This window comes from Caulobacter sp. LjRoot300 (assembly GCF_964253875.1).
GTDB lineage: Bacteria > Pseudomonadota > Alphaproteobacteria > Caulobacterales > Caulobacteraceae > Caulobacter.
Map to the genome: position 1 here is coordinate 687189 of NZ_CAXUSA020000001.1, position 19147 is coordinate 706335.

A 19147-nucleotide genomic window follows, 5' to 3' on the forward strand; every position below is an offset into this window, starting at 1 on the left:
GGGATAACTGAACGATGCAAGCGCTTCGCACCGCCGCGACCGGCATGTCGGCCCAGCAGCTGAACGTCGAGGTCATCTCGAACAACATCGCCAACATGAACACCGTCGGCTTCAAGCGCCAACGGGCCGAGTTCCAGGACCTGATCTACCAGACGATCGAGCGGGCCGGCTCGCAGTCGTCGGGCGACGGCAACGTGGTCCCGACGGGCGTGCAGATCGGCGGCGGCGTGAAGGCCGGCTCGGTCTACCGCATCCACGAGCAGGGCACCCCGACCATGACGAACAACGAGTTCGACGTGGCCATCCAGGGCAAGGGCTTCCTGCAGATCCTGCTGCCCTCGGGCGAGACCGCCTACACCCGGGCCGGCAACTTCTCGACCAACGACCAGGGCCAGATCGTCACCGAGGACGGCTACACCGTCCAGCCGGGCATCACGATCCCGCAGAACGCCGTGTCGACCACCATCGGCAAGACCGGCCTGGTTCAGGTGAAGCTGGACGGCAACCCGACCCCGCAGACCGTCGGCCAGATCGAACTGGCCAACTTCATGAACGAAGGCGGCCTGGAAGCCATCGGCGACAACATGTTCATGGAAACCGCGGCCTCGGGCGCGGCCAACATCGCCGCCCCCGGCCAGCCCGGTTTCGGCACGTTGCTGCAGAACTACACCGAAGCCTCGAACGTCGACTCGGTCAGCGAAATCACCGCCCTGATCGTCGCCCAGCGCGCCTACGAGATGAATTCCAAGGTCATCACCACGGCCGACCAGATGCTCCAAGCCGCGTCGAACCTGAGGACGTAAGCCGATGAAAGCCCCGCCCCACTCCCTCGGCGCCCTTTCCCTCGCCGCTCTGCTGATCGCCAGCCCGGCCCTGGCCGGCCAGACTGTGTCGCTGCGGTCCGACACCACCGACGCCGACGGCCGGATCACCCTGGGCGAGCTGTTCGACGGGGCCGGCGCGGCCTCGGACGTCGTCGTCGCCAACCGCGTGGGCCCCTCGGCCGTGCTCGACGCCGGCGCGGTGCAGATCGCCGCCCGCCGGGCCGGGCTGGACTGGGCCAACAGCAACGGCGTGCGCCGGATCATCGTCCGCCAGGGCTCGGACGGAGCCCTGGCCGGCGCCTCGCGCGGCAATGTGGAAGTTCTTGCCTACGCCCGCAGCCTGGCGACCGGCGAGATGGTCCAGCCGGAAGACCTGGTCTGGATCAAGGTCGCGGCCAGCCCGTCGGACGCGCCACGCGACGCCGACGCCCTGATCGGCATGACCGTCAAACGCCCGCTGCGCCAGGGCGCGACCGCCAGCCTGCGCGACGTCTCGACGCCGCAGGTCATCAAGGCGGGCGACATTGTCGCAGTCACCTACGAAGACGACGGCGTGGCGCTCACTTTGCAAGGGAAAGCAATGGCGGCGGGGGCGGTCGGTGAAAGCCTGATGGTCCAGAACACCGCCAGCAAGAAGATCATCGAGACCGTGGTCACCGGGCCCGGCTCGACCGCCGTCGGCCCGCAGGCGATGCGCCTGAAGGCCAACCGTAACAACACGCTGCGCTACGCCGCTCGCTGAGAAGGTCACGTCTGATGCGCCCCGCCCTCGCCGCCCTCCTGCTGCTCGCCCCGCTCGCCGCCTGCTCGACCGTCAAGGAAGCGGTGAAGGGCCCGGAACTGGCGCCCGTCGGCTATCCGGCCCAGCTGGCGCCGATGACCCAGCAATATGTCGCCACGCCCCAGCCCGCCTCGGCCAACTCGCTGTGGCGCACGGGCGCGCGCACCTTCTTCAACGACCAGCGGGCCAGCAAGGTCGGCGACATCCTGACCGTCAACATCGACATCGACGACAGCGCCACCACCAAGAACCAGACCTCGACCTCGCGGGCCTCCAACAGCTCGCTGGGCGTGCCGAACTTCCTGGGCCTGGAATCCAGCCTCGGGAAGGTTCTGCCGGGCGGTTTCGACCCGGCCAACATGATCAACACCAAGTCGGGCACGTCGAACGCCGGCGCCGGCGCGGTGAACCGTTCGGAAAAGATCAGCCTGACCATCGCCGCCGTCGTCTCGGGCGTGATGCCCAACGGCAACCTGGTGATCCAGGGCACCCAGGAGGTGCGTACCAACGCCGAGGTGCGGCAGCTGACCGTGGCCGGCATCGTGCGCCCCGAGGACATCTCGTCAGCCAACACCATCAAGCACACCCAGATCGCCGAGGCCCGCATCAGCTATGGCGGCCGCGGCGACATCAGCCGCGTCCAGAAGACCCCGGCCGGCCAGTCGCTGGTCGAGAAGTTCTCGCCGTTCTGAGGGCTTGCTCGCGGGACGGCCGAGGCGGACTCCTTGATCGGATGGGCGCGCGGGGCCAGATTGGTTGGCGTCACAGCGTTCGCCCGGTCTCGCCGGGCCTGATCCCGGAGCCGACCCCATGACCAAGCGCGCCCGCGCCCTCATCGCCCTGGTCGGCGCCGCCCTGCTGGCCGCCGCGCCCATGGTCGCCAGCGCCCAGCCGTTCAGCGGCCCGATGGGCGTGACCGGACGCTGGGCGATTGACCTGTCGCGCTCGAAGTTCAACGCCGCCCTGACCGGCCCCCCGCCGCTGAGCGGCGAACTGGACGTCACCATCGACGACGGAAAGGCCCTGGCCTGGACCCTGGTCGAGGTGGACGAGGCCGGCGTCGCCGCCCTGCAGTTCGCCCACGCCGTGCTCGACGGCCCGCCGACCCAGGCCGTGGTCAATCTGAACCTGGTGAAGATCAGCGTCCAGCGCGTCGGCCAGAGCGCGGTGACCGTCACCACCCACGGCGAGCAGGGCTCGCGCCATCAGTCAATGAAGGTCACCCGCACCGATCCCGACACCCTGCTGGTCGAGCAGGACATCGACGGCCGCCCCGGTCCGCCGGACCAGACGCTGATCCTGACCCGGGTGAAGTAGCGCCCTTTCCTCCCCTTTTGGCGGAAGGTGTCGCCCAACGGCCGAGGGAATCTTCGCGCCGCCCGAAGACGGCGCGAAGGAAACGCGTCACCAGTTGAACATGGTCCCGTCCTCCAGCCGGTTCACCGGCAGGTAGGCGCGCTTGTAGGGATATTGTTCGGCCAGAACCTCATCGATCTCGACGCCCAGGCCCGGGCGCTCGCCCGGATGCAGCATGCCGTCCTTGAAGGTGTAGCCGTGCGGGAAGACCGCGTCGGTCTCGGGGGTATGGCGCATATATTCCTGCAGGCCGAAGTTCGGGATCGACATGTCGAAATGCAGGGCCGCGGCCATGGTCACCGGCGACAGGTCCGTGGCGCCGTGGCAGCCGGTCTTGACGTGGTGCAGGTCGGCGAAGGCGGCGATCTTCTTCAGGTTGGTGATGCCGCCGGCGTGCAGCACCGTCGCCCGCAGGTAGTCGATCAGCTGTTCCTGGATCAGGATGTTGGCGTCCCAGACGTGGCTGAAGATCTCGCCGACCGCCAGCGGGGTGGTTGTGTGCTGGCGCATCAGGCGGAAGCCGGCCTGGTTCTCGGCGGGCACGGCGTCCTCCAGCCAGAACAGGCGGTAGGGCTCCAGGTCCTTGCCCAGGCGGGCGGCCTCGATCGGGGTCAGGCGGTGATGGACGTCGTGCAGCAGATGCACGTCCCAGCCCAGCACCTCGCGCGCCTTCTCGAACAGCTTGGGCGCGTGGCTCAGATATTTGGCCGTCGACCAGACGTTCTCGGTGGGCAGGTCGGCGTCGGCCGGCTCGTAGAACATCTTGTCGCCCGAGACGCCATAGGTGCTGGCCAGGCCCGGCACCCCGGTCTGCAGGCGGATGGCCTTGTAACCGAGGCCCTTGTACTTCACCGCCTCGGCGATGGTGTCCTCGATCGTCTCGCCGTTGGCGTGGCCATAGACGGTGACGCCCTCGCGACAGGCGCCGCCCAGCAGCTGGTAGACCGGCAGGCCGGCCACCTTGCCCTTGATGTCCCACAGCGCCATGTCGACGGCCGCCAGGGCGGTCATGGCCACCGGGCCGCCGCGCCAGTACGAGCCGCGATAGAAGAACTGCCAGATGTCCTCGATCCGATGGGCGTCGCGGCCGATCAGGCAGGGGATCATGTGGTCGCGCAGATAGCTGACCACCGCCAGCTCGCGGCCGTTCAGCGTGGCGTCGCCGATCCCCGTGACCCCGTCCGAGGTGGTGATCTTCAGGGTGACGAAGTTGCGGCCAGGGCAGGTGACGATCACCTTGGCGTCGACGATCTTGAGCATGGAGGGTTGGTCTACCTTTGTCACGTAAGTGGCCTGACCAATCCTTAGTCCAGATATTACAATTGCGCTAGAGCATCGTGGCGCCTTTCGCCGCCATGCTTTAGGCTGCCAGGGACCCCGCGACGCGCGTGGGCGGGAAAGTCTCATGACCACGTCGACCGCAGAAACCCGCAAGCTCTACCAGCAGGTCGCCAACGCGATCGCCGAATCCATCCGCGAAGGCGCGTTCCAGCCCGGACACCGCCTGCCCTCCGAACGCGACCTGGCCGAGGAATACAAGGTCAGCCGCCCCACGGTGCGCGAGGCGATGATCGCCCTGGAGATCCGCGGGCTGGTCGAGGCTCGCCACGGTTCGGGCGTCTATGTCACCGAGGCCGCCTCAGCCGAGGTTCCCGCCCCCGAGCTGGACATCGGCGCCTTCGAACTGACGGAGGCCCGCCGCTTGATCGAGGGCGAGTCCTGCGCCCTGGCCGCCACCACCATCACCGACCAGGAACTGGTCGACCTGGAAAAGATCCTTGACGACATGGTCGAGGAGAACGACCACGACGTGCGCGGCGATCTGGCCGACCGCCGGTTCCACGTCACCATCGCCCGCGCCACCCGCAACAGCGCCCTGGTCACCGTGGTCGAGAACCTCTGGGACCTGCGCTACAAGTCGCCGCTGTGCCGGGCGATGCTGGAACGCGCCCGCCAGGTCGGCGTGCGGCCGCTGATCGACGACCACCAGGAAATCCTCAGCGCCCTGAAGGCCCGCGACCCGAAGACCGCCCGCAACGCCATGCGCGAGCACCTGGGCCGGGTGATCGACAATCTGCTGACCGCCACCGAGATCGACGCGATGCAACAGGCTCGCAGCGAGGTCGCCGCCCGCCGCAGCGAACTGGCGCGCCGCTCGCTGATCTGACAGCGCTGCATTCCGGCCGAAATCAAAGCCTGAGGGTGGGCGGCTGAAGGGAAGGCTCCAGCCGCCCGTCGCCGGCCGGCCCCGGGAGGAGGTGCGATGACGGGCAAGGTCATCGCGTAGGCCGACGAGGTTCGTCGCCTATCAGCATAGCCCACCCACAGGTTGGCGCAAGACAATTGGTCTGACCATTAAATCGCGCAAAAGTATATTTGGTCAGGACTGTCTAGTGGCGCGGATCGGACCCGCCGGGTTTTAGCAAGTCGGCGCCGGTAGAACCCGAACGCCCGCTGTTTCGTTGAGACAAACACCATGGCCGAGACCGTCAATATCGTCTGCCCGCACTGCGACACCACCAACCGGCTGCCCGCCGAGCGCGACGCCAAGGCGGCCAAGTGCGGCCGCTGCGCCCGGCCGCTGTTCACGGGCCAGCCGGTGGACCTGACCACCGCCCGGTTCCGCAAGCACCTGGCCGGCAGCCAGATCCCAATCGTCGCCGACTTCTGGGCGGCCTGGTGCGGACCCTGCAAGGCGATCGCCCCGATCTTCGCCCGTTCGGCCGCCGAGCTGGAGCCCCGCGCCCGTTTCGTGAAGGTCGACGTCGACGCCGAGCCCGCCCTGGCCCAGGCCTATGGCGTGCGCGGCATCCCCGCTCTGTTCCTGTTCAAGGACGGCAAGGTCGCCACCAACCAGGCCGGCCTGCCCGACCCCGGCTTCTTCCGCCGCTGGCTGGACGAGCACGCGCCGACCTGAGGACGACGAGCCAAGCCGGAGCTTGCCGCCCGGTCCCGCGTTTATCCTCATTCAACAAAGGGAATGAGGCCGACGATGCCCAAAACCCATCACACCCTCCTGGTCGCGGGTCCGGTCGCCCTGCTGCTGGCGGCCTGCGGCGGCGGTCCGGCCTTGCCGCCCGAGCAGGGCTATGGTCCTAACCCCGTCCTGCCCGCCGCCGAGAAACAGATGATCCCGGTGATGAAGATCGCGCCGGCGGTCGGATGGGCCGGCGGCCAGACCCCGGACGCCGCACCGGGCTTCATCGCCACCGCCCTGGTCCGCGGCCTGGACCACCCCCGCTGGCTCTATGTGCTGCCCAACGGCGACGTGCTGATCGCCGAGACCAACGCCCCGCCCAAGCCCGAGGACGGCAAGGGCCTCAGGGGCTGGTTCCAGAAGATCATCATGAAGCGGGCCGGCGCGACGCCGCCTTCGGCCAACCGCATCACCCTGGTGCGCGACGCCGACAATGACGGGACGCTGGAGGTCCGAACCCCCTTCCTGTCGAATCTGCACTCGCCGTTCGGCATGGCCCTGGTCGGCGACACCTTCTACGTCGCCGACAGCGACGCCCTGCTAGCCTTCCCCTACCAGACGGGCCAGACCCGGATCACGGCCGCGCCGCGCAAGGTGGCCGACCTGCCGGCCGGGCCGATCAACCACCACTGGACCAAGAACGTCATCGCCAGTCCCGACGGCTCCAGGCTGTACGTGACTGTCGGCTCCAACAGCAATGTCGGCGAGAATGGCATGGCCGCCGAAGAACGGCGGGCGGCGATCCTGGAGATCGACCCGGCCACCGGCGCCAGCCGCGTCTTCGCCTCGGGCCTGCGCAACCCCAACGGCATGGACTGGCAGCCGCAGAGCGGCGCCCTGTGGGCGGCCGTCAACGAGCGCGACGAGATCGGCAACGACCTGGTCCCCGACTACATGACCTCGGTTCGGGACGGCGGCTTCTATGGCTGGCCCTACAGCTATTACGGCCAGACGGTGGATACGCGCGTGAAGCCCCAGCGGCCGGACCTGGTGGCCAAGGCGATCAAGCCGGACTACGCTCTGGGCGCCCATACCGCCTCGCTGGGCCTGACCTTCTACGACGCCGACGCCTTCCCGCCGCGTTACAAGGGCGGCGCCTTCGTCGGCCAGCACGGCTCGTGGAACCGCAAGCCGGTCAGCGGCTATCGCGTGGCGTTCGTCCCGTTCTCGGGCGGCAAGCCGTCCGGCCCGGCCGAGCCGTTCCTGACGGGCTTCCTCGACGCCAAGGGCCAGGCCCTGGGTCGCCCCGTCGGCGTGGTGGTCGACAAGTTCGGCGCCCTGCTGGTGGCCGACGACGTCGGCAACGTCGTGTGGCGGGTCGCGGCCAACACACCTCCGCCACCCAAGGGCGAGCCTTCGCCCGCCGCCAAGCCTGCCCCCTAGGCGGGCACGGGCTCGTCGACGCCCACCTCGCGCGGCGGGGCGTTGAAGACCGCCTCGTCCAGCATCCCCTCGCGCTTGGCGACGATGGTCGGCACCAGGGCCTGGCCCGCGACGTTGACGGCCGTGCGGCCCATGTCGAGGATCGGGTCGATGGCCAGCAGCAGGCCCACGCCTTCCAGGGGCAGGCCCAGGGTCGACAGAGTCAGGGTCAGCATGACCACCGCGCCGGTCAGCCCCGCCGTCGCGGCCGAGCCCAGCACCGACACGAAGACGATCAGGCCGTAGTCGGTCAGCTGCAGCGGCAGGTGGTAGAACTGGGCGATGAAGATCGCCGCCACGGCCGGGTAGATCGCCGCGCAGCCGTCCATCTTGGTGGTCGCGCCCAGCGGCACGGCGAAGGCGGCGTAGGCGCGCGGCACGCCCAGCCGCGTCTCGGTCAGGGCTTCGGTCACCGGCAGCGTGCCGATCGACGAGCGCGAGACGAAGCCCAGCTGGATGGCCGGCCAGGCCCCGGCGAAGAACCGCAGCGGGTTCAGACCGTTCAGCGCCAGGATCGTCGGATAGACCACGAACAGCACCAGGCCCAGGCCGATATAGATCGCCCCCGCGAAGGCGCCCAGCTGGCCCAGGGTGGTCCAGCCGTATTGGGCCACGGCGTTGCCCAGCAGGCCGATGGTGCCGATCGGCGTCAGGCGGATCACCCACCACAGCACCTTGCGCACCACCGCCAGGGCCGAGGCGTTGAAGGCCAGGAAGCCCTCGGCGGCCGGACCGACCTTGATCGCCGCCACGCCCGCCACCAGAGCCAGGACCAGGATCTGCAGCACGTTGAACGAGGCCGTCGTCGTGGCCGCGCCGTCGACGATCTTGGTCGAGGCCTGCAGGCCCAACATGTTGGACGGAACAAGGCCCGTCAGGAAATCCAGCCACGAGCCGGTCGTGCGCGGGGCGTGGGCCGTCGCCAGGTCGACCACGGCGTGATCGCCGGGACGCAGGATCAGGCCCAGGGCGATGCCGATGGCCACGGCGATCAGGGCGGTGATCGCGAACCACAGCAGGGTGCGCCAGACCAGCCGGGCGGCGTTCTGCAGCTCGCGCAGGTTGGCGATGCTGGCGACGATGGCGGTGAACACCAGCGGTGGCACCAGGACGCGCAGCAACTGGACGAAGATCGCCCCCACCTGGTGCAGGGTCTCGGCCAAGCCGTAGCCGGGCTGGCCCTCCGCCGGTCCCAGGGACCGGGCCAGCAGGCCGAGCCCCAGGCCGACGACCATGGCGGCCAGGACCTGGACGCCGAAGCTGCCGATGAAGCGCCCAGCCTTCGCGGTGGGGGGCGAGGATGGAGGAGTCTGGGTCTGGGCCATCTGGGTCCTCTCGAAAGCCCGTCGGGCTCTCCAGCATAACGTCGCAAGGCCCCGACCGGGTCAAATCAGGGGGCCGTCCGACCTCGGTTCTGACGCCGACGGGTGGAAACGCCCAACCAGAATTCATCGACGCCGGCTCAACGCATCTGGATTGGCCGGATCGCGCAAGACGGCGCCCGGCGTCGGCATGTCACATGGTCAACGGCCGGCCGTTGGCTCTAGAAGGGTGTTGGTCGCAGCCTCCAGTACCCCGGGGATTCCATGAGCCTGTCCTTCGTCATCGGCGCCGTCATCGGCTCCGGCGCCTTCATCCTGCTGGGGCGCGCGCCGGCGCAGAAGCTGGTCGAGGCCGTTCAGGCCCGCATCGGCAAGCCGCGCTAACCACGACCGAAGCAACGCGCGAACGGACCGGAAGTCTTCGCCGTACTTGCGGGCCCGAACACGCAAGCGTGTCGGAACGAAAGTCTTGGCCAACGCCTTTATTTGGTATCGGCGCGCAGCTCGCACGCCTTTTGATGCCAAGGAGGCGTACATGTCTATTCTTGCGTGGATCGTGCTCGGCCTCGTGGCCGGCTTCATCGCCAGCAAGCTCGTCAGCCGCACCGGCGGCAGCCTGGTTGTGGATCTGGTGCTCGGGATCGTCGGCGCCGTGGTGGGCGGGTTCCTGTTCAACCAGTTCGGTTCCGCTGGAGTCACCGGCCTGAACCTCTACAGCCTGCTGGTCGCCGTCATCGGCGCGGTCGTCGTCCTGGCGATCTACCACGCCTTCACCGGTCGCCGAGCGCTCTAGCTTCCCAGACGTTCGACACGGGAAAAGCGCCTCCGGCCCGGCCGGAGGCGCTTTTTCATGGCCCGCGGTCAGAGCGCCACCGCCTGCTGCAGCATCTGCAGCGCCACGCGCAGGCATTCGATCCGCAGAGGACCGCGGCCGATGTCGCCGAACTGGGCGTGGCGATGGTGGGTGTAGCCGCCGCGGCGCGCGCAGGCGAAGTGGACCAGGCCGCCCGGCCGCTCCGGATCACCGACCTCCTCGGCCCAACCGGTGATCGACACCGCCACGTCCGCCTTCGACCGCTTGATCGCTCCGTCCGCCATGGCGATCGCCGTTGCCTGCGAGACCGAGCCGCCGTGCGGCAGGAGCGACGCGGGCACGTCGAGCAACGCGATCTTGGCGTCGTCGGTATAGACCACGAAGCCGCGGTCGAAGGCGTGCGAGCATCCCGGCACGTCGGTCAGCAGCGAGGCCAGCAGGCCGCCGGTGCAGCTCTCCGCCGTCGCCAGGGTCAGTTCGCGCGCGCAGGCGGCCTCCAGGACCGCCCGCGTCAGTTCATCGATGTCCGGTGGCAGGATCGGATCAAGCGCCTCGGGCATGAGCACTCCGAAAAAGGGGGAAGGCCGACGGCCCTCCCCCAGGACATCAGTTCGGCTGTTTTCCGCCCAGTTCGGCCATCAGCTCTTCCTTGCGGGCCTTCAGGCGTTCGCCCATGGCCTCGAGGTCTTCGTCGCCCTTCTTGGCCTGGGCGAAGATGCCGCCGGGCTGCTCTTCTTCCTTGACGTGGTGCTTGATGTACTCGCCCAGCACCTTGACCTTGGCGTCGTAGAATTCATCGCCCGGCCGCATCGCCTCGATCTCGGCGATCAGCTTCTTGGCGCCGTCGTGCTCGACATAGGCTTCGTCCAGCATGTCGTCCTCGACCTCGCCGCGCTCCTCCGGATAGAAGATCTCCTCCTCGATCCGCGTGTGGACCTTGAGGGCCAGGGCGATCTTGTTGAAGAGCGCCAGCTTTTCGGACTCCGCCTCCAGCTGTTCGTATTCGTCGAACCAGCCTTCGACCTCGCGGTGGTCCTTCTTCAGAAGGGTGATCGCCAGCGGATCGCGGCGGCCAGTGCGACGCGTGCGGCGAGGCTTGGCGGACTTGGCCTTGGTCGATGAGTTCTTGGCGGTGGTCGCCATGGTGTCTCTCCCTGAGTGCTTGGTCGCCGAAGTTGGCGGATCACAAACACTTGGCGTCGGGAGGGCGTTCCCGTTTCAGAGCTTTTCCGCTCAAGTAACGCGCCTTAGGTCGACTGCCCGACATCTATAGTCGCAAGTCATTATCATTCTTAGATCAACCGCATGAAAAAGCCCGGACGCAACGCGCCCGGGCTCTTCCGTCGTCGTCGCGGTCTGGCCCTAGTGAGCCGCGACCACCTCTTCCTGAATCTCGTGAACCTTGGCGCCGCGCGCCGCGAACGAGAACCACAGGACGTAGACGTAGCAGATCAGCGGCGCGACGAAGGCCAGCGACTTGGAGCCGGTCATCTCCTCGATCTTGGCGAAGATCAGCGGCAGGAAGGCGCCGCCCACGATGGCCATGCACAGCAGGCCCGAGGTCGCCGAGGTCGGCGCCGAGGACCGTTGCAGGGTCAGGGTGAAGATCGTTGGGAACATGATCGAGTTGAACAGGCCGATCAGCAGGGCCGCGAAGGCCGGGATCAGGCCGCTGGTCATCGGGGCCTGGGCCAGGATCAGGTTCAGCGTGCCGGCGTGGGCGGTCGGGGTCATGTCCTTGGTGACGATCACCACCACGCAGAGCGCGATGGCGCCCAGGGCGACCAGCATTAGCAGCACGTAGTCCTTGACCGACTTCAGCAGGGCCGAGCCGGCGAAACGGCCGATCATCGCGAACACCATGTAGAAGGTGGTCAGCTTGCCGGCCTGCTCGGCCGGGATGTTCAGGACGTGGCTCTGCTCGATGAACAGCAGCAGGTTCAGCGAGATCGCCACCTCGGCGCCGACATAGAGGAAGATGCCGATCGCGCCCAGGTTGGCCCACTTCGAGGCCAGGGCCGAGAACGGGCTCACCAGGTGGCCGGTCTTCGGCGCGGCTTCGGTGATCTTGTGGCGGACCAGGAAGATGGCGACGATGAACAGGGTCAGGCCCACGCCGATCGCCAGATAGACGTTCGAGACGAAGCCCAGGGCCTGTTCGCGCAGGGCGGGCGTGATCTCGATGCCGTGCTTGAAGATGTCGCCCTTGAGCAGGAAGTTGGCGCCGAACCACAGGCCGCAGGCCGCGCCCAGCGAGTTGAAGGCCTGGGACAGGTTCAGGCGGAAGGACGCGCCCTCCGGCTTGCCCATCGAGGCGATCAGCGGGTTGGCGGCCACCTGCAGCAGGGTGACGCCCGAGGCCATCACGAACAATCCGACCAGGAAAATGCCAAACACGTGCAGCTTGGCCGCCGCGATGGCGACGAAACAGCCGGCGACGATGCCGCTGAGGCCCACGATCACCGACTTGGCGTAGCCGAACTTCGACAGAAAGGCCGCCGAGGGCATCGACATGACGCCATAGGCGATGAAGAAGGCGAAGCCGGTGAGGTTCGCCTCGACCGGGCTCAGGGTGAAGACCGTCTTCATGGTCTTCAGCAGAGGGTCGAGCAGGTTGGTGACCAGCGCCCAGATGAAGAAGAGCGCCGTCACATAGACGACGGCCAGGACCAGACTGCCTCCCGCCTTGGGCGCGGGCCCCGAACTCGGCGTCATCGACGCACCCATACCTGCCATGTTGTTTCACTCCCTGTCCGACATTGCGGGACGCGCCATCCACCCCAACCGTGACAACGTTGTCAAGCGTCGAGGCCGAACGTACGCCGCGAAGATCTCGCCTAGCCGCCGTGTGGGAACCGATTTCCCCGATTCGACGACAAATCGAAAACTCCGACAAATCCCCGCCAATGGGAAGTGGCGATGTCGATCATCGCCATTCTATGCGTGTCGGGCTGGGATCGTGATCGCCGTAAGTTGGCCTGGCCGAGGCTTGCACGCCCCGGCTGCGCCGAGCCGGTCCCCTACGCCGCCCGGCGCCCCGCGTTGGGCGCGGGCGAGACGTCCCACACGTCGTGAGCGGTTTCGCCCGTGAGGATGTTCTCGGCGGTCAGGAGGCCGCTGAGCGGGGCCTGATCGCGGTCGCCGTCGCGGTGCAGGCCGTTGCGGCCGGCCAGGTGCAGGCTGGGGAACTGCATCTTCAGGTCCAGGCGGATCATCGCCCGGTGCTCGGCGCAGTCCTCGTCCTCGATCGGCAGCACCTTGCGCTGGCGCACGACGCGGGCGTCGCTGACGGCGGTCGGGTCCATCAGCCCCATCACCGCGGCCTCGCGCCAGGCCAGGGCCACCAGGTCGGCGTCGCTGGCGGTCCACAGGCCGTCGCCCTCGAAGCAGAAATAGTCCAGACCCAGGCAACTTGCCGCCTCGCCTTCCGGCGCCATGTCCGGCGACCAGGCGCGGTAGTTCTGAACCCGACCGACCTGCAGGTCGGTGTCGTGCACGTCGATCGCGGCCTCGCGCAGCGGCTTGCGAGTGCGCCCCACCAGGGCGACGGTGACCTGGTCGCGGTACATCAGCTCGCCGGCGTGGAACAGGCTGACCGGCGCCGGCCGCAGCATGGCCATCAGTTCGCGCAGCGGCGCGGTCGAGACCACGTGGTCGGCGGTGCGCACCTCGTGGGCGCCGTCGTCGCGCAGGATGGTCGCCGTCCATAGCCTGGTAGCGGCGTCGAACTTCAGGGTCTCGACGCGCCGACCCAGGGCGACTTCGCCGCCAAAGGCCGCGATCCTGTCGGCGCAGGCCCGCCACATCGAGCCGCCGCCCTGGCGCGGATAGCGCAGGCGGGCCGCTGGCCTGGCGGGGCCGGCCCGACCGGCCGGCATCTGGTCGCGGATCAGGCCTGACACCTTCTCGGCGAACGGCAGGAACAGCATCGACGACAGCCGGGCGCCGACCTGGTTGCGGATTTCGTCGCTGAAGGTGCGAGGCGTCCTGATCGGACGGATCTTGGCCACGCCGAACGAGGCCGCGCAGGCCGCGGCGCCGCGCAGGCCCAGATGCGTCAGGGTCTCCAGGGTCTTCAGCGGATAGGCATAGAACCGCTCGCGGTGATAGATCCGCGCCGTGCGGGGCTGCTCGACGAAGCCGTCCGGCAGCAGTTCAGACCACAGCGCCAGCACGCTGGGCGAAGCCGAGGCGTAGGCGCCGCCGTTCAGGTCGATCTTGAAGCCGTGATGGTCGATCGTGCGACTGGAGCCGCCAACCGCGTGGGGATCCATTTCCATGACGGCGACGTCCCGTCCCGCCTTGGCCAGGGCATAGGCGGCGGCCAGGCCGGCCGGCCCGGCCCCGATCACCAAGGTTTCGACGTGCTGCCCCATGGCCGATGGTCCTCGTTCAAGAACCATCCTGGCCCAAGAAGGTTAAGGACCGCCCCGTCGGACGGCCCCGAACTTGGCCATGGGACGCTATGCCGCGCCTTGCGGAACCCCAGGTCCCGAAGCCAGTTGGTCGCCGATCGGCAGGGTCCGGATGCGCTTGCCGGTCGCGGCGAAGATCGCGTTGACCAGGGCGGCCGGCGCCGGCGGCAGGGCCGGCTCGCCCAGCCCCGTCGGCGGATTATCGCTGGTCACGAAATGCACCTCGACCTCGGGCGCGTCGGCCAGGCGCAGCATCGGGAAGTCGCCGAAATTGCTCTGGACCACCGCGCCGTTCTCGATGGTGATCGCCTGGCCCAGCGCGCTGCCGATCCCGTCGAGGACCGAGCCCTGCACCTGCTGCTCGGCGCCGTTCGGATTGACGATCTGGCGGCCGACGTCGGCCGCCGCCCACGCCTTGCGAACCGTCAGGCTGCCGTCCGCGACCGCCACCTCGACGACCACCGCCACATAGCCTCGATGGCTGTAGTGGCAGGCCACGCCCAGGCCGACGCCCTTGGGGGTCTTTCGGCCCCAGCCGGACGCCTCGGCCGCCCGGTCGAGCACGGCGCGCATCCGGCCGGTATGGAAGCTGTCGCCCTTGCCCGGCTCGCCGATCAGCCTGGGTTCGCCCAGCAGCCTGCGACGAAACTCGACAGGGTCGACGCCCGCCGCATGGGCCACCTCGTCGGTGAAGCCCTGGTACACGTAGCCGTAGGCGTTGTTGCCCGGCGCTCGCAGCCAGCCGGTCGGCACGCCCAGCGGCATGACCGAGACGTCCTGGGCGTAGTTCTCCACCGCCCCGTACGGAAACTGCGTGCCGCCGATATTGGCCGCGCGCGCGAACTTCTGGCCCTCGCCGAAGGTCACGAAGTGGTTGCGCCAGGCGGTCAGCCCGCCTTGAGCGTCCAGCCCCGCCGTCAGCCGGTGGAAGCCGGCGGGACGGTAGAAGTCGTGCTGCATGTCGTCCTCGCGGGTCCACAGCAGCTTGACCGGCGCCCCGACGGTCTTGGAGATCCACGCCGCCTCGACCATGAAGTCGTTCATCAGCCGCCGGCCGAAGCCGCCGCCGCTGCGGGTGAAGTGGATGGTGATGTCCTCGGGCCGGATCCCCAGGGTCTTGGCCACCAGTTCGCGCCCGTCCTCGGGGTTCTGGGCGGGAGCCCAGATCTCGACCTTGCCGTCCTTGAAGCTGGCCGTGCAGTTCTGCGGCTCCAGCGTGGCGTGGGCGTTGAACGGATAGCTGTAGTCGGCCCTCACCACCTTGGCCGCGCTCTTCAGGGCCGCGTCGACGTCGCCGACGGTCTTGAGATTGCGATGCGGCGGTTGGCCGTGCAGTTCGGCGGCCTTGGCGACGAAGCCCGCGCTGCTCTGGGCGCTGGTCGGGTGGTCGGCCCAGGTGACCTCCAGGGCGTTGCGGCCCTTGCGCGCCGCCCACCAGCTCTCGGCCACCACCACCACGCCGGCGAGCAGGCCCTCCAGCTCGGTCCCACCGTCGACCACGAAGGCGTGGCGCACGCCCTTGACCGCCTTGGCCGGCGTCAGGTCGACCTTGGCCACCTTGGCTGCGAACACCGGGGCCTTGAGGAAGGTGGCGTACAGCATGCCCGGCACGCGCACGTCGATCCCATACAGCGGCTTGCCGACGACGATGGCGGCCGTGTCGGACTGGGGCTGGGGCTTGCCGATGATTCGGTAGGCCTTGGGATCCTTGAGGACCAGGGTCTTGGGGTCGGGCGCCGCCAGGCCGGCCGCGGCCTGGGCCAGCTCGCCATAGGACAGCCGGCGCTTTCCCGCCTTGTCGACCACGAAGCCCGGCTCGGTGGCTAGGCCGGCCGCCGGGACGTTCCAGCGCTGGGCGGCGGCCTGGATCAGCAGGGCCCGGCCCACCGCCCCGACCTGGCGCATCGGCTCCCAGTCGTCCGGGGTGGAGGTGCTGCCGCCGGCCGACTGCTCGCCGAACACCTTGGCGTCGACCGGGGCCTGCTCGATGCGCACGGCCGACCAGTCGACGTCCAGTTCCTCGGCGATCAGCATCGGCATCGAGGTCTTGATCCCCTGCCCGATCTCCGGCCGCTTGGCCGCGATGGTCACCACGCCGTCGGGCGCGATGCGGACGAAGGCGTTGAACGGATTGGCGCCCACGCCGCTCGCCGCTTCGTCCTGCGCGTGGCCAAGCCCCGTCAGGCTGAACGACAGCAGCAGGCCGCCGCCGACCGCCGCGCCGGTCTTGAGAAACAGCCGGCGAGCGGGATTTTCCAGGATCGCTGTCATGCTCACGCCTCCACCTGGCCGGACGCCGCCTTGATGGCCTTGCGAATGCGGATGTAGGTGGCGCAGCGGCAGAGATTGCCGTTCATCGCCGTGTCGATCTCGTCGTCGGTCGGCTTGGGGGCGGCGACCAGCAGGGCCGTGGCCGACATGATCTGGCCGGCCTGGCAATAGCCGCATTGCGGGACGTCGATCGCCTTCCACGCCGCCTGCACCTTGGCGCCGACCGGACTGGCGCCGACGCCCTCGATGGTGGTCACCGCCTTGTCGCCCACCCGGGCCAGCGAGGTGACGCAGGACCGCATGGCCACGCCGTCGATGTGCACGGTGCAGGCCCCGCACTGGGCGATCCCGCAGCCGTACTTGGTCCCGACCAGGCCCAGCTCGTCGCGCAGCACCCACAGCAGGGGCGTATCCGGCTCGGCCTCCACAGTGTGGACCTGGCCGTTCACCTTGAGACTGGTCGACATGCCGCTGCTCCCGAACTGACGCGGCGACACAGTGCCAAAGGCCGGGAACGACGACCAGAGGGTGTGGTTGTCATAAATCCGTCACTCAAGGCTTGAACGCGGTCGCCTTCCGTGGTTCCGCTCCGCCCCGTCGGGCGTCGTTCGGTACCAGGATCGCCCGAAAGATCTCCACGCTTCGAACAGAGGATGAAGCGACCATGCTGGGCTTGTTCCGGGCCGTCATGCCCAAGGAAGACCGCTTCTTCGAGCTGTTCGCGCAGCACGCCGCCACCCTGGTGCTGGGCGCCAAGGCGCTGCGGGACCTGATGGAGGGCGGCGACGGCGTCGAGGCCGCCAGCGCCCGGGTCTACCAGCACGAGGAAGAGGCCGACGAGATCACCCGCCAGGTGATGGGCGCGATCCGCCGCAGCTTCATCACCCCGTTCGACCGCAGCGACATCCAGGACCTGACCACCTCGCTGGACGACGCCATCGACCAGATGCGCAAGACGGCCAAGGTCGTCAGCCTGTTCGAGGTCAAGACCTTTGAGCCGCAGATGCGCGAGATGGCCGCGATCATCGTCCAGGCCGCCGAACTGACGGTCGAGGCCGTGGCCCTGCTGCCCGACATGCGCAAGAACGCCCAGCGCCTGACCGAGCTGGCCGTCCGCGTCACCCAGATCGAAGAGCAGGCCGACCTGATGTACGACCAGGGCCGCAAGGCGCTGTTCCTGGCCAACCGCGCGACGGGCTCCTCCGGCGACCCGATGACCTTCATCGTCGGGGTCGACATCTACAGCCACCTGGAAAAGGTCGTCGATCGCTTCGAGGACGTCGCCAACCGCATCAGCGGCATCGTGGTCGAGCAGGTCTAGTGGATCCGACCTTCCTGATCCTGGTCGTGCTGGTGGTCGTGGCCCTGGGCTTCGACTTCCTGAATGGCCTGCACGACGCCGCCAACTCGATCGCCACCATCGTCTCGACACGCGTGCTGTCGGCCAAGTGGGCGGTGCTGTGGGCGGCGTTCTTCAACTTCATCGCCTTCATCTTCTTCGGCACAAGCGTCGCCAAGATGGTCGGCGCGGGCATCATCGACCCGCACATCATCAGCGACCGCCTGATCTTCGCCGCCCTGATGGGCGCGATCAGCTGGAACCTGATCACCTGGTGGGCCGGCATCCCATCGTCCAGCTCGCACGCCCTGATCGGCGGCCTGGTCGGGGCCTCGGTCGCGCGGGTCGGCAGCTTCGACGCGGTGCAGTGGGCGGGACTGGGCAAGACCGCGGCCGGCATCGTGGTCTCGCCGTTGATGGGCTTCGTCCTGGCGCTGCTGCTGGTGCTGATCGTCTCCTGGACCTTCCTGAAAAGCTCGCCCTTCTTCGCCGACCGGGTGTTCCGCAAGCTGCAGTTCGTTTCGGCGGCGGCCTATTCCCTGGGCCACGGCGGCAACGACGCCCAGAAGACCATGGGCATCATCGCCGCCCTGCTGTTCGCCCACGGCGCCACCCACGCCCCCGGCACGATCCCATTGTGGGTGGTGCTGTCGTGCCAGACCGCGATGGCGCTCGGCACCCTCTTTGGCGGTTGGCGCATTGTGCACACCATGGGCAGCAAGATCACCCGCCTGACGCCGATGCAGGGCTTCTGCGCCGAGACCGGCGGCGCGATTACGTTGTTCCTGGCGACCCATATCGGCGTTCCGGTCTCGACGACTCACACGATCACGGGCGCTATTGTCGGCGTCGGCGCTTCGCGTCGGGTTTCAGCCGTCCGCTGGGGCGTGGCCAAGAGCATCGTGACGGCCTGGATCGTCACCCTGCCCGCGGCCGGCCTCGTCGCGGCGGCGTTCTACTATCTCGGGTTCTGGATGAAGTGAGCGACACGGCGGGCGGCAAGCAGGCGGGACGCAAGTCCGGAACACGGCGCCGCCAGGTCGCCGCCCTGCCCTGGCGCGCCGATCCGGTCGCGGGCCTGCAGATCCTGCTGGTCTCGTCCCGCGAGACCCGCCGCTGGGTGATCCCCAAGGGCTGGCCGATGAAGGGCAAGCTCGACCATCAGGCCGCCGCCCAGGAAGCCTACGAGGAAGCCGGACTGGACGGCCGCATCGTCGAGACCCCGATCGGCGACTATCCCTATCTGAAGCGCCTCAAGAGCGGCGCGGCGCGTCCGGTGACGGTCGACGTCTATCCGATGGAGATCACCGGCGAGCACGCCGCCTGGCCCGAGAAGGGCCAGCGGACCCTGCGGTGGATGTCACCGGTCGAGGCGGCGCTGGCGGTGCAGGAGCCGGAGCTGCGCGACATGATCGCCCGCTTCGCCCAGGTCGAGCTGCCGGCCGAGGAGCGCCCGGCCCCGACCTTGGCGCCCACGCCGGTCCGGGTCGCCTTCGATCGCCTGCGCCGGCGGGTCACCGCGCTGTGGGGCCGACGCTAGGCCGACGTCTTTCAACAGGCTGGGGATAACTCGACAAGCCGCTTCGCGTTCACTATGTTCCCGTTACGTTCCGAAGCGAGAATCGC

Annotated in this window: 19 protein-coding genes; 11 read left to right on the plus strand and 8 right to left on the minus strand. The window is 68.4% G+C overall.

The genetic code is table 11. From position 1 onward, the window contains the following. The first annotated feature begins 14 nt into the window (after positions 1–14). The 4 genes from flgG (at position 15) to ACSQ2G_RS03185 (ending at position 2922) form a co-directional block, all read left to right on the plus strand. A complete protein-coding gene (flgG, locus tag ACSQ2G_RS03170; RefSeq protein WP_436028222.1) occupies positions 15–803 on the plus strand; it encodes a flagellar basal-body rod protein FlgG in 789 nt (262 codons plus the stop codon). Positions 804–807: 4 nt separating this feature from the next. Beyond that, positions 808–1566, plus strand: a complete 759-nt coding sequence (gene flgA, locus ACSQ2G_RS03175) for a flagellar basal body P-ring formation chaperone FlgA (RefSeq protein WP_436028224.1) — start codon at positions 808–810, stop codon at positions 1564–1566. A gap of 11 nt (positions 1567–1577) precedes the next feature. Then, positions 1578–2297, plus strand: coding sequence for a flagellar basal body L-ring protein FlgH (gene flgH, locus ACSQ2G_RS03180; RefSeq protein WP_310084718.1), 720 nt, complete (start codon positions 1578–1580; stop codon positions 2295–2297). A 118-nt stretch (positions 2298–2415) separates the two neighbouring features. After that, positions 2416–2922 (plus strand): hypothetical protein, encoded by a 507-nt coding sequence (locus tag ACSQ2G_RS03185; RefSeq protein ID WP_436028225.1) that lies wholly within the window; start codon positions 2416–2418, stop codon positions 2920–2922. Positions 2923–3009: 87 nt separating this feature from the next. On the opposite strand, the gene manD is transcribed toward ACSQ2G_RS03185, so the two are convergent. Next, complete coding sequence (gene manD, locus ACSQ2G_RS03190) at positions 3010–4221, minus strand: D-mannonate dehydratase ManD (protein ID WP_436028227.1); 1212 nt, start codon at positions 4219–4221, stop codon at positions 3010–3012. A 145-nt stretch (positions 4222–4366) separates the two neighbouring features. Here manD and ACSQ2G_RS03195 point away from each other — a divergent pair, with 145 nt between their 5' ends. The 3 genes from ACSQ2G_RS03195 to ACSQ2G_RS03205 all read left to right on the plus strand — a co-directional run bounded on the left by ACSQ2G_RS03195 (position 4367) and on the right by ACSQ2G_RS03205 (position 7321). Then, entirely contained in the window at positions 4367–5128 is a 762-nt protein-coding gene (locus tag ACSQ2G_RS03195; RefSeq protein WP_310084538.1) for a FadR/GntR family transcriptional regulator, read from the plus strand. Between the two features lie 309 nt (positions 5129–5437). After that, on the plus strand, positions 5438–5878 hold the full coding sequence (gene trxC / locus ACSQ2G_RS03200) for a thioredoxin TrxC (protein WP_436028229.1): 441 nt from the start codon (positions 5438–5440) through the stop codon (positions 5876–5878). Between the two features lie 75 nt (positions 5879–5953). Continuing rightward, positions 5954–7321 carry a PQQ-dependent sugar dehydrogenase gene (locus tag ACSQ2G_RS03205; RefSeq protein ID WP_436028231.1) on the plus strand — a complete coding sequence of 456 codons (1368 nt, stop codon included), beginning with the start codon at positions 5954–5956 and terminating at the stop codon, positions 7319–7321. Here ACSQ2G_RS03205 and ACSQ2G_RS03210 read toward each other — a convergent pair. Then, positions 7318–8685 carry a dicarboxylate/amino acid:cation symporter gene (locus ACSQ2G_RS03210; protein ID WP_436028233.1) on the minus strand — a complete coding sequence of 456 codons (1368 nt, stop codon included), beginning with the start codon at positions 8683–8685 and terminating at the stop codon, positions 7318–7320. The genes ACSQ2G_RS03205 and ACSQ2G_RS03210 overlap by 4 nt on opposite strands. 532 nt (positions 8686–9217) lie before the next feature. Here ACSQ2G_RS03210 and ACSQ2G_RS03215 point away from each other — a divergent pair. After that, positions 9218–9475 (plus strand): GlsB/YeaQ/YmgE family stress response membrane protein, encoded by a 258-nt coding sequence (locus ACSQ2G_RS03215; protein WP_028040338.1) that lies wholly within the window; start codon positions 9218–9220, stop codon positions 9473–9475. Between the two features lie 68 nt (positions 9476–9543). On the opposite strand, the gene ACSQ2G_RS03220 is transcribed toward ACSQ2G_RS03215, so the two are convergent. The 6 genes from ACSQ2G_RS03220 to ACSQ2G_RS03245 form a co-directional block, all read right to left on the minus strand. After that, positions 9544–10056, minus strand: coding sequence for a CinA family protein (locus ACSQ2G_RS03220; protein WP_436028234.1), 513 nt, complete (start codon positions 10054–10056; stop codon positions 9544–9546). A gap of 46 nt (positions 10057–10102) precedes the next feature. Continuing rightward, positions 10103–10639, minus strand: coding sequence for a hemerythrin domain-containing protein (locus tag ACSQ2G_RS03225; RefSeq protein WP_436028236.1), 537 nt, complete (start codon positions 10637–10639; stop codon positions 10103–10105). Positions 10640–10858: 219 nt separating this feature from the next. Further along, positions 10859–12211: a sugar MFS transporter gene (locus ACSQ2G_RS03230; protein WP_436028915.1), complete on the minus strand. Its 1353-nt coding sequence runs from the start codon at positions 12209–12211 to the stop codon at positions 10859–10861. Between the two features lie 305 nt (positions 12212–12516). Next, complete coding sequence (locus ACSQ2G_RS03235) at positions 12517–13872, minus strand: FAD-dependent oxidoreductase (RefSeq protein WP_436028239.1); 1356 nt, start codon at positions 13870–13872, stop codon at positions 12517–12519. A gap of 87 nt (positions 13873–13959) precedes the next feature. Continuing rightward, the gene (locus ACSQ2G_RS03240) at positions 13960–16182 is read right to left on the minus strand and encodes a molybdopterin cofactor-binding domain-containing protein (RefSeq protein ID WP_436028242.1); all 2223 of its coding nucleotides are present in this window, start codon (positions 16180–16182) and stop codon (positions 13960–13962) included. Positions 16183–16184: 2 nt separating this feature from the next. Further along, positions 16185–16649, minus strand: coding sequence for a (2Fe-2S)-binding protein (locus tag ACSQ2G_RS03245; RefSeq protein ID WP_436028244.1), 465 nt, complete (start codon positions 16647–16649; stop codon positions 16185–16187). Between the two features lie 197 nt (positions 16650–16846). Between ACSQ2G_RS03245 and ACSQ2G_RS03250 the strand changes: the two genes are divergently transcribed. The 3 genes from ACSQ2G_RS03250 to ACSQ2G_RS03260 are packed head-to-tail and all read left to right on the plus strand — an operon-like array spanning position 16847 to position 19061. Beyond that, on the plus strand, positions 16847–17503 hold the full coding sequence (locus ACSQ2G_RS03250; protein ID WP_436028246.1) for a DUF47 domain-containing protein: 657 nt from the start codon (positions 16847–16849) through the stop codon (positions 17501–17503). Beyond that, entirely contained in the window at positions 17503–18504 is a 1002-nt protein-coding gene (locus ACSQ2G_RS03255; protein ID WP_310084564.1) for an inorganic phosphate transporter, read from the plus strand. The genes ACSQ2G_RS03250 and ACSQ2G_RS03255 overlap by 1 nt, the downstream gene beginning before the upstream one ends. Then, complete coding sequence (locus tag ACSQ2G_RS03260; RefSeq protein ID WP_436028248.1) at positions 18501–19061, plus strand: NUDIX hydrolase; 561 nt, start codon at positions 18501–18503, stop codon at positions 19059–19061. The genes ACSQ2G_RS03255 and ACSQ2G_RS03260 overlap by 4 nt, the downstream gene beginning before the upstream one ends. Positions 19062–19147 lie beyond the last annotated feature (86 nt).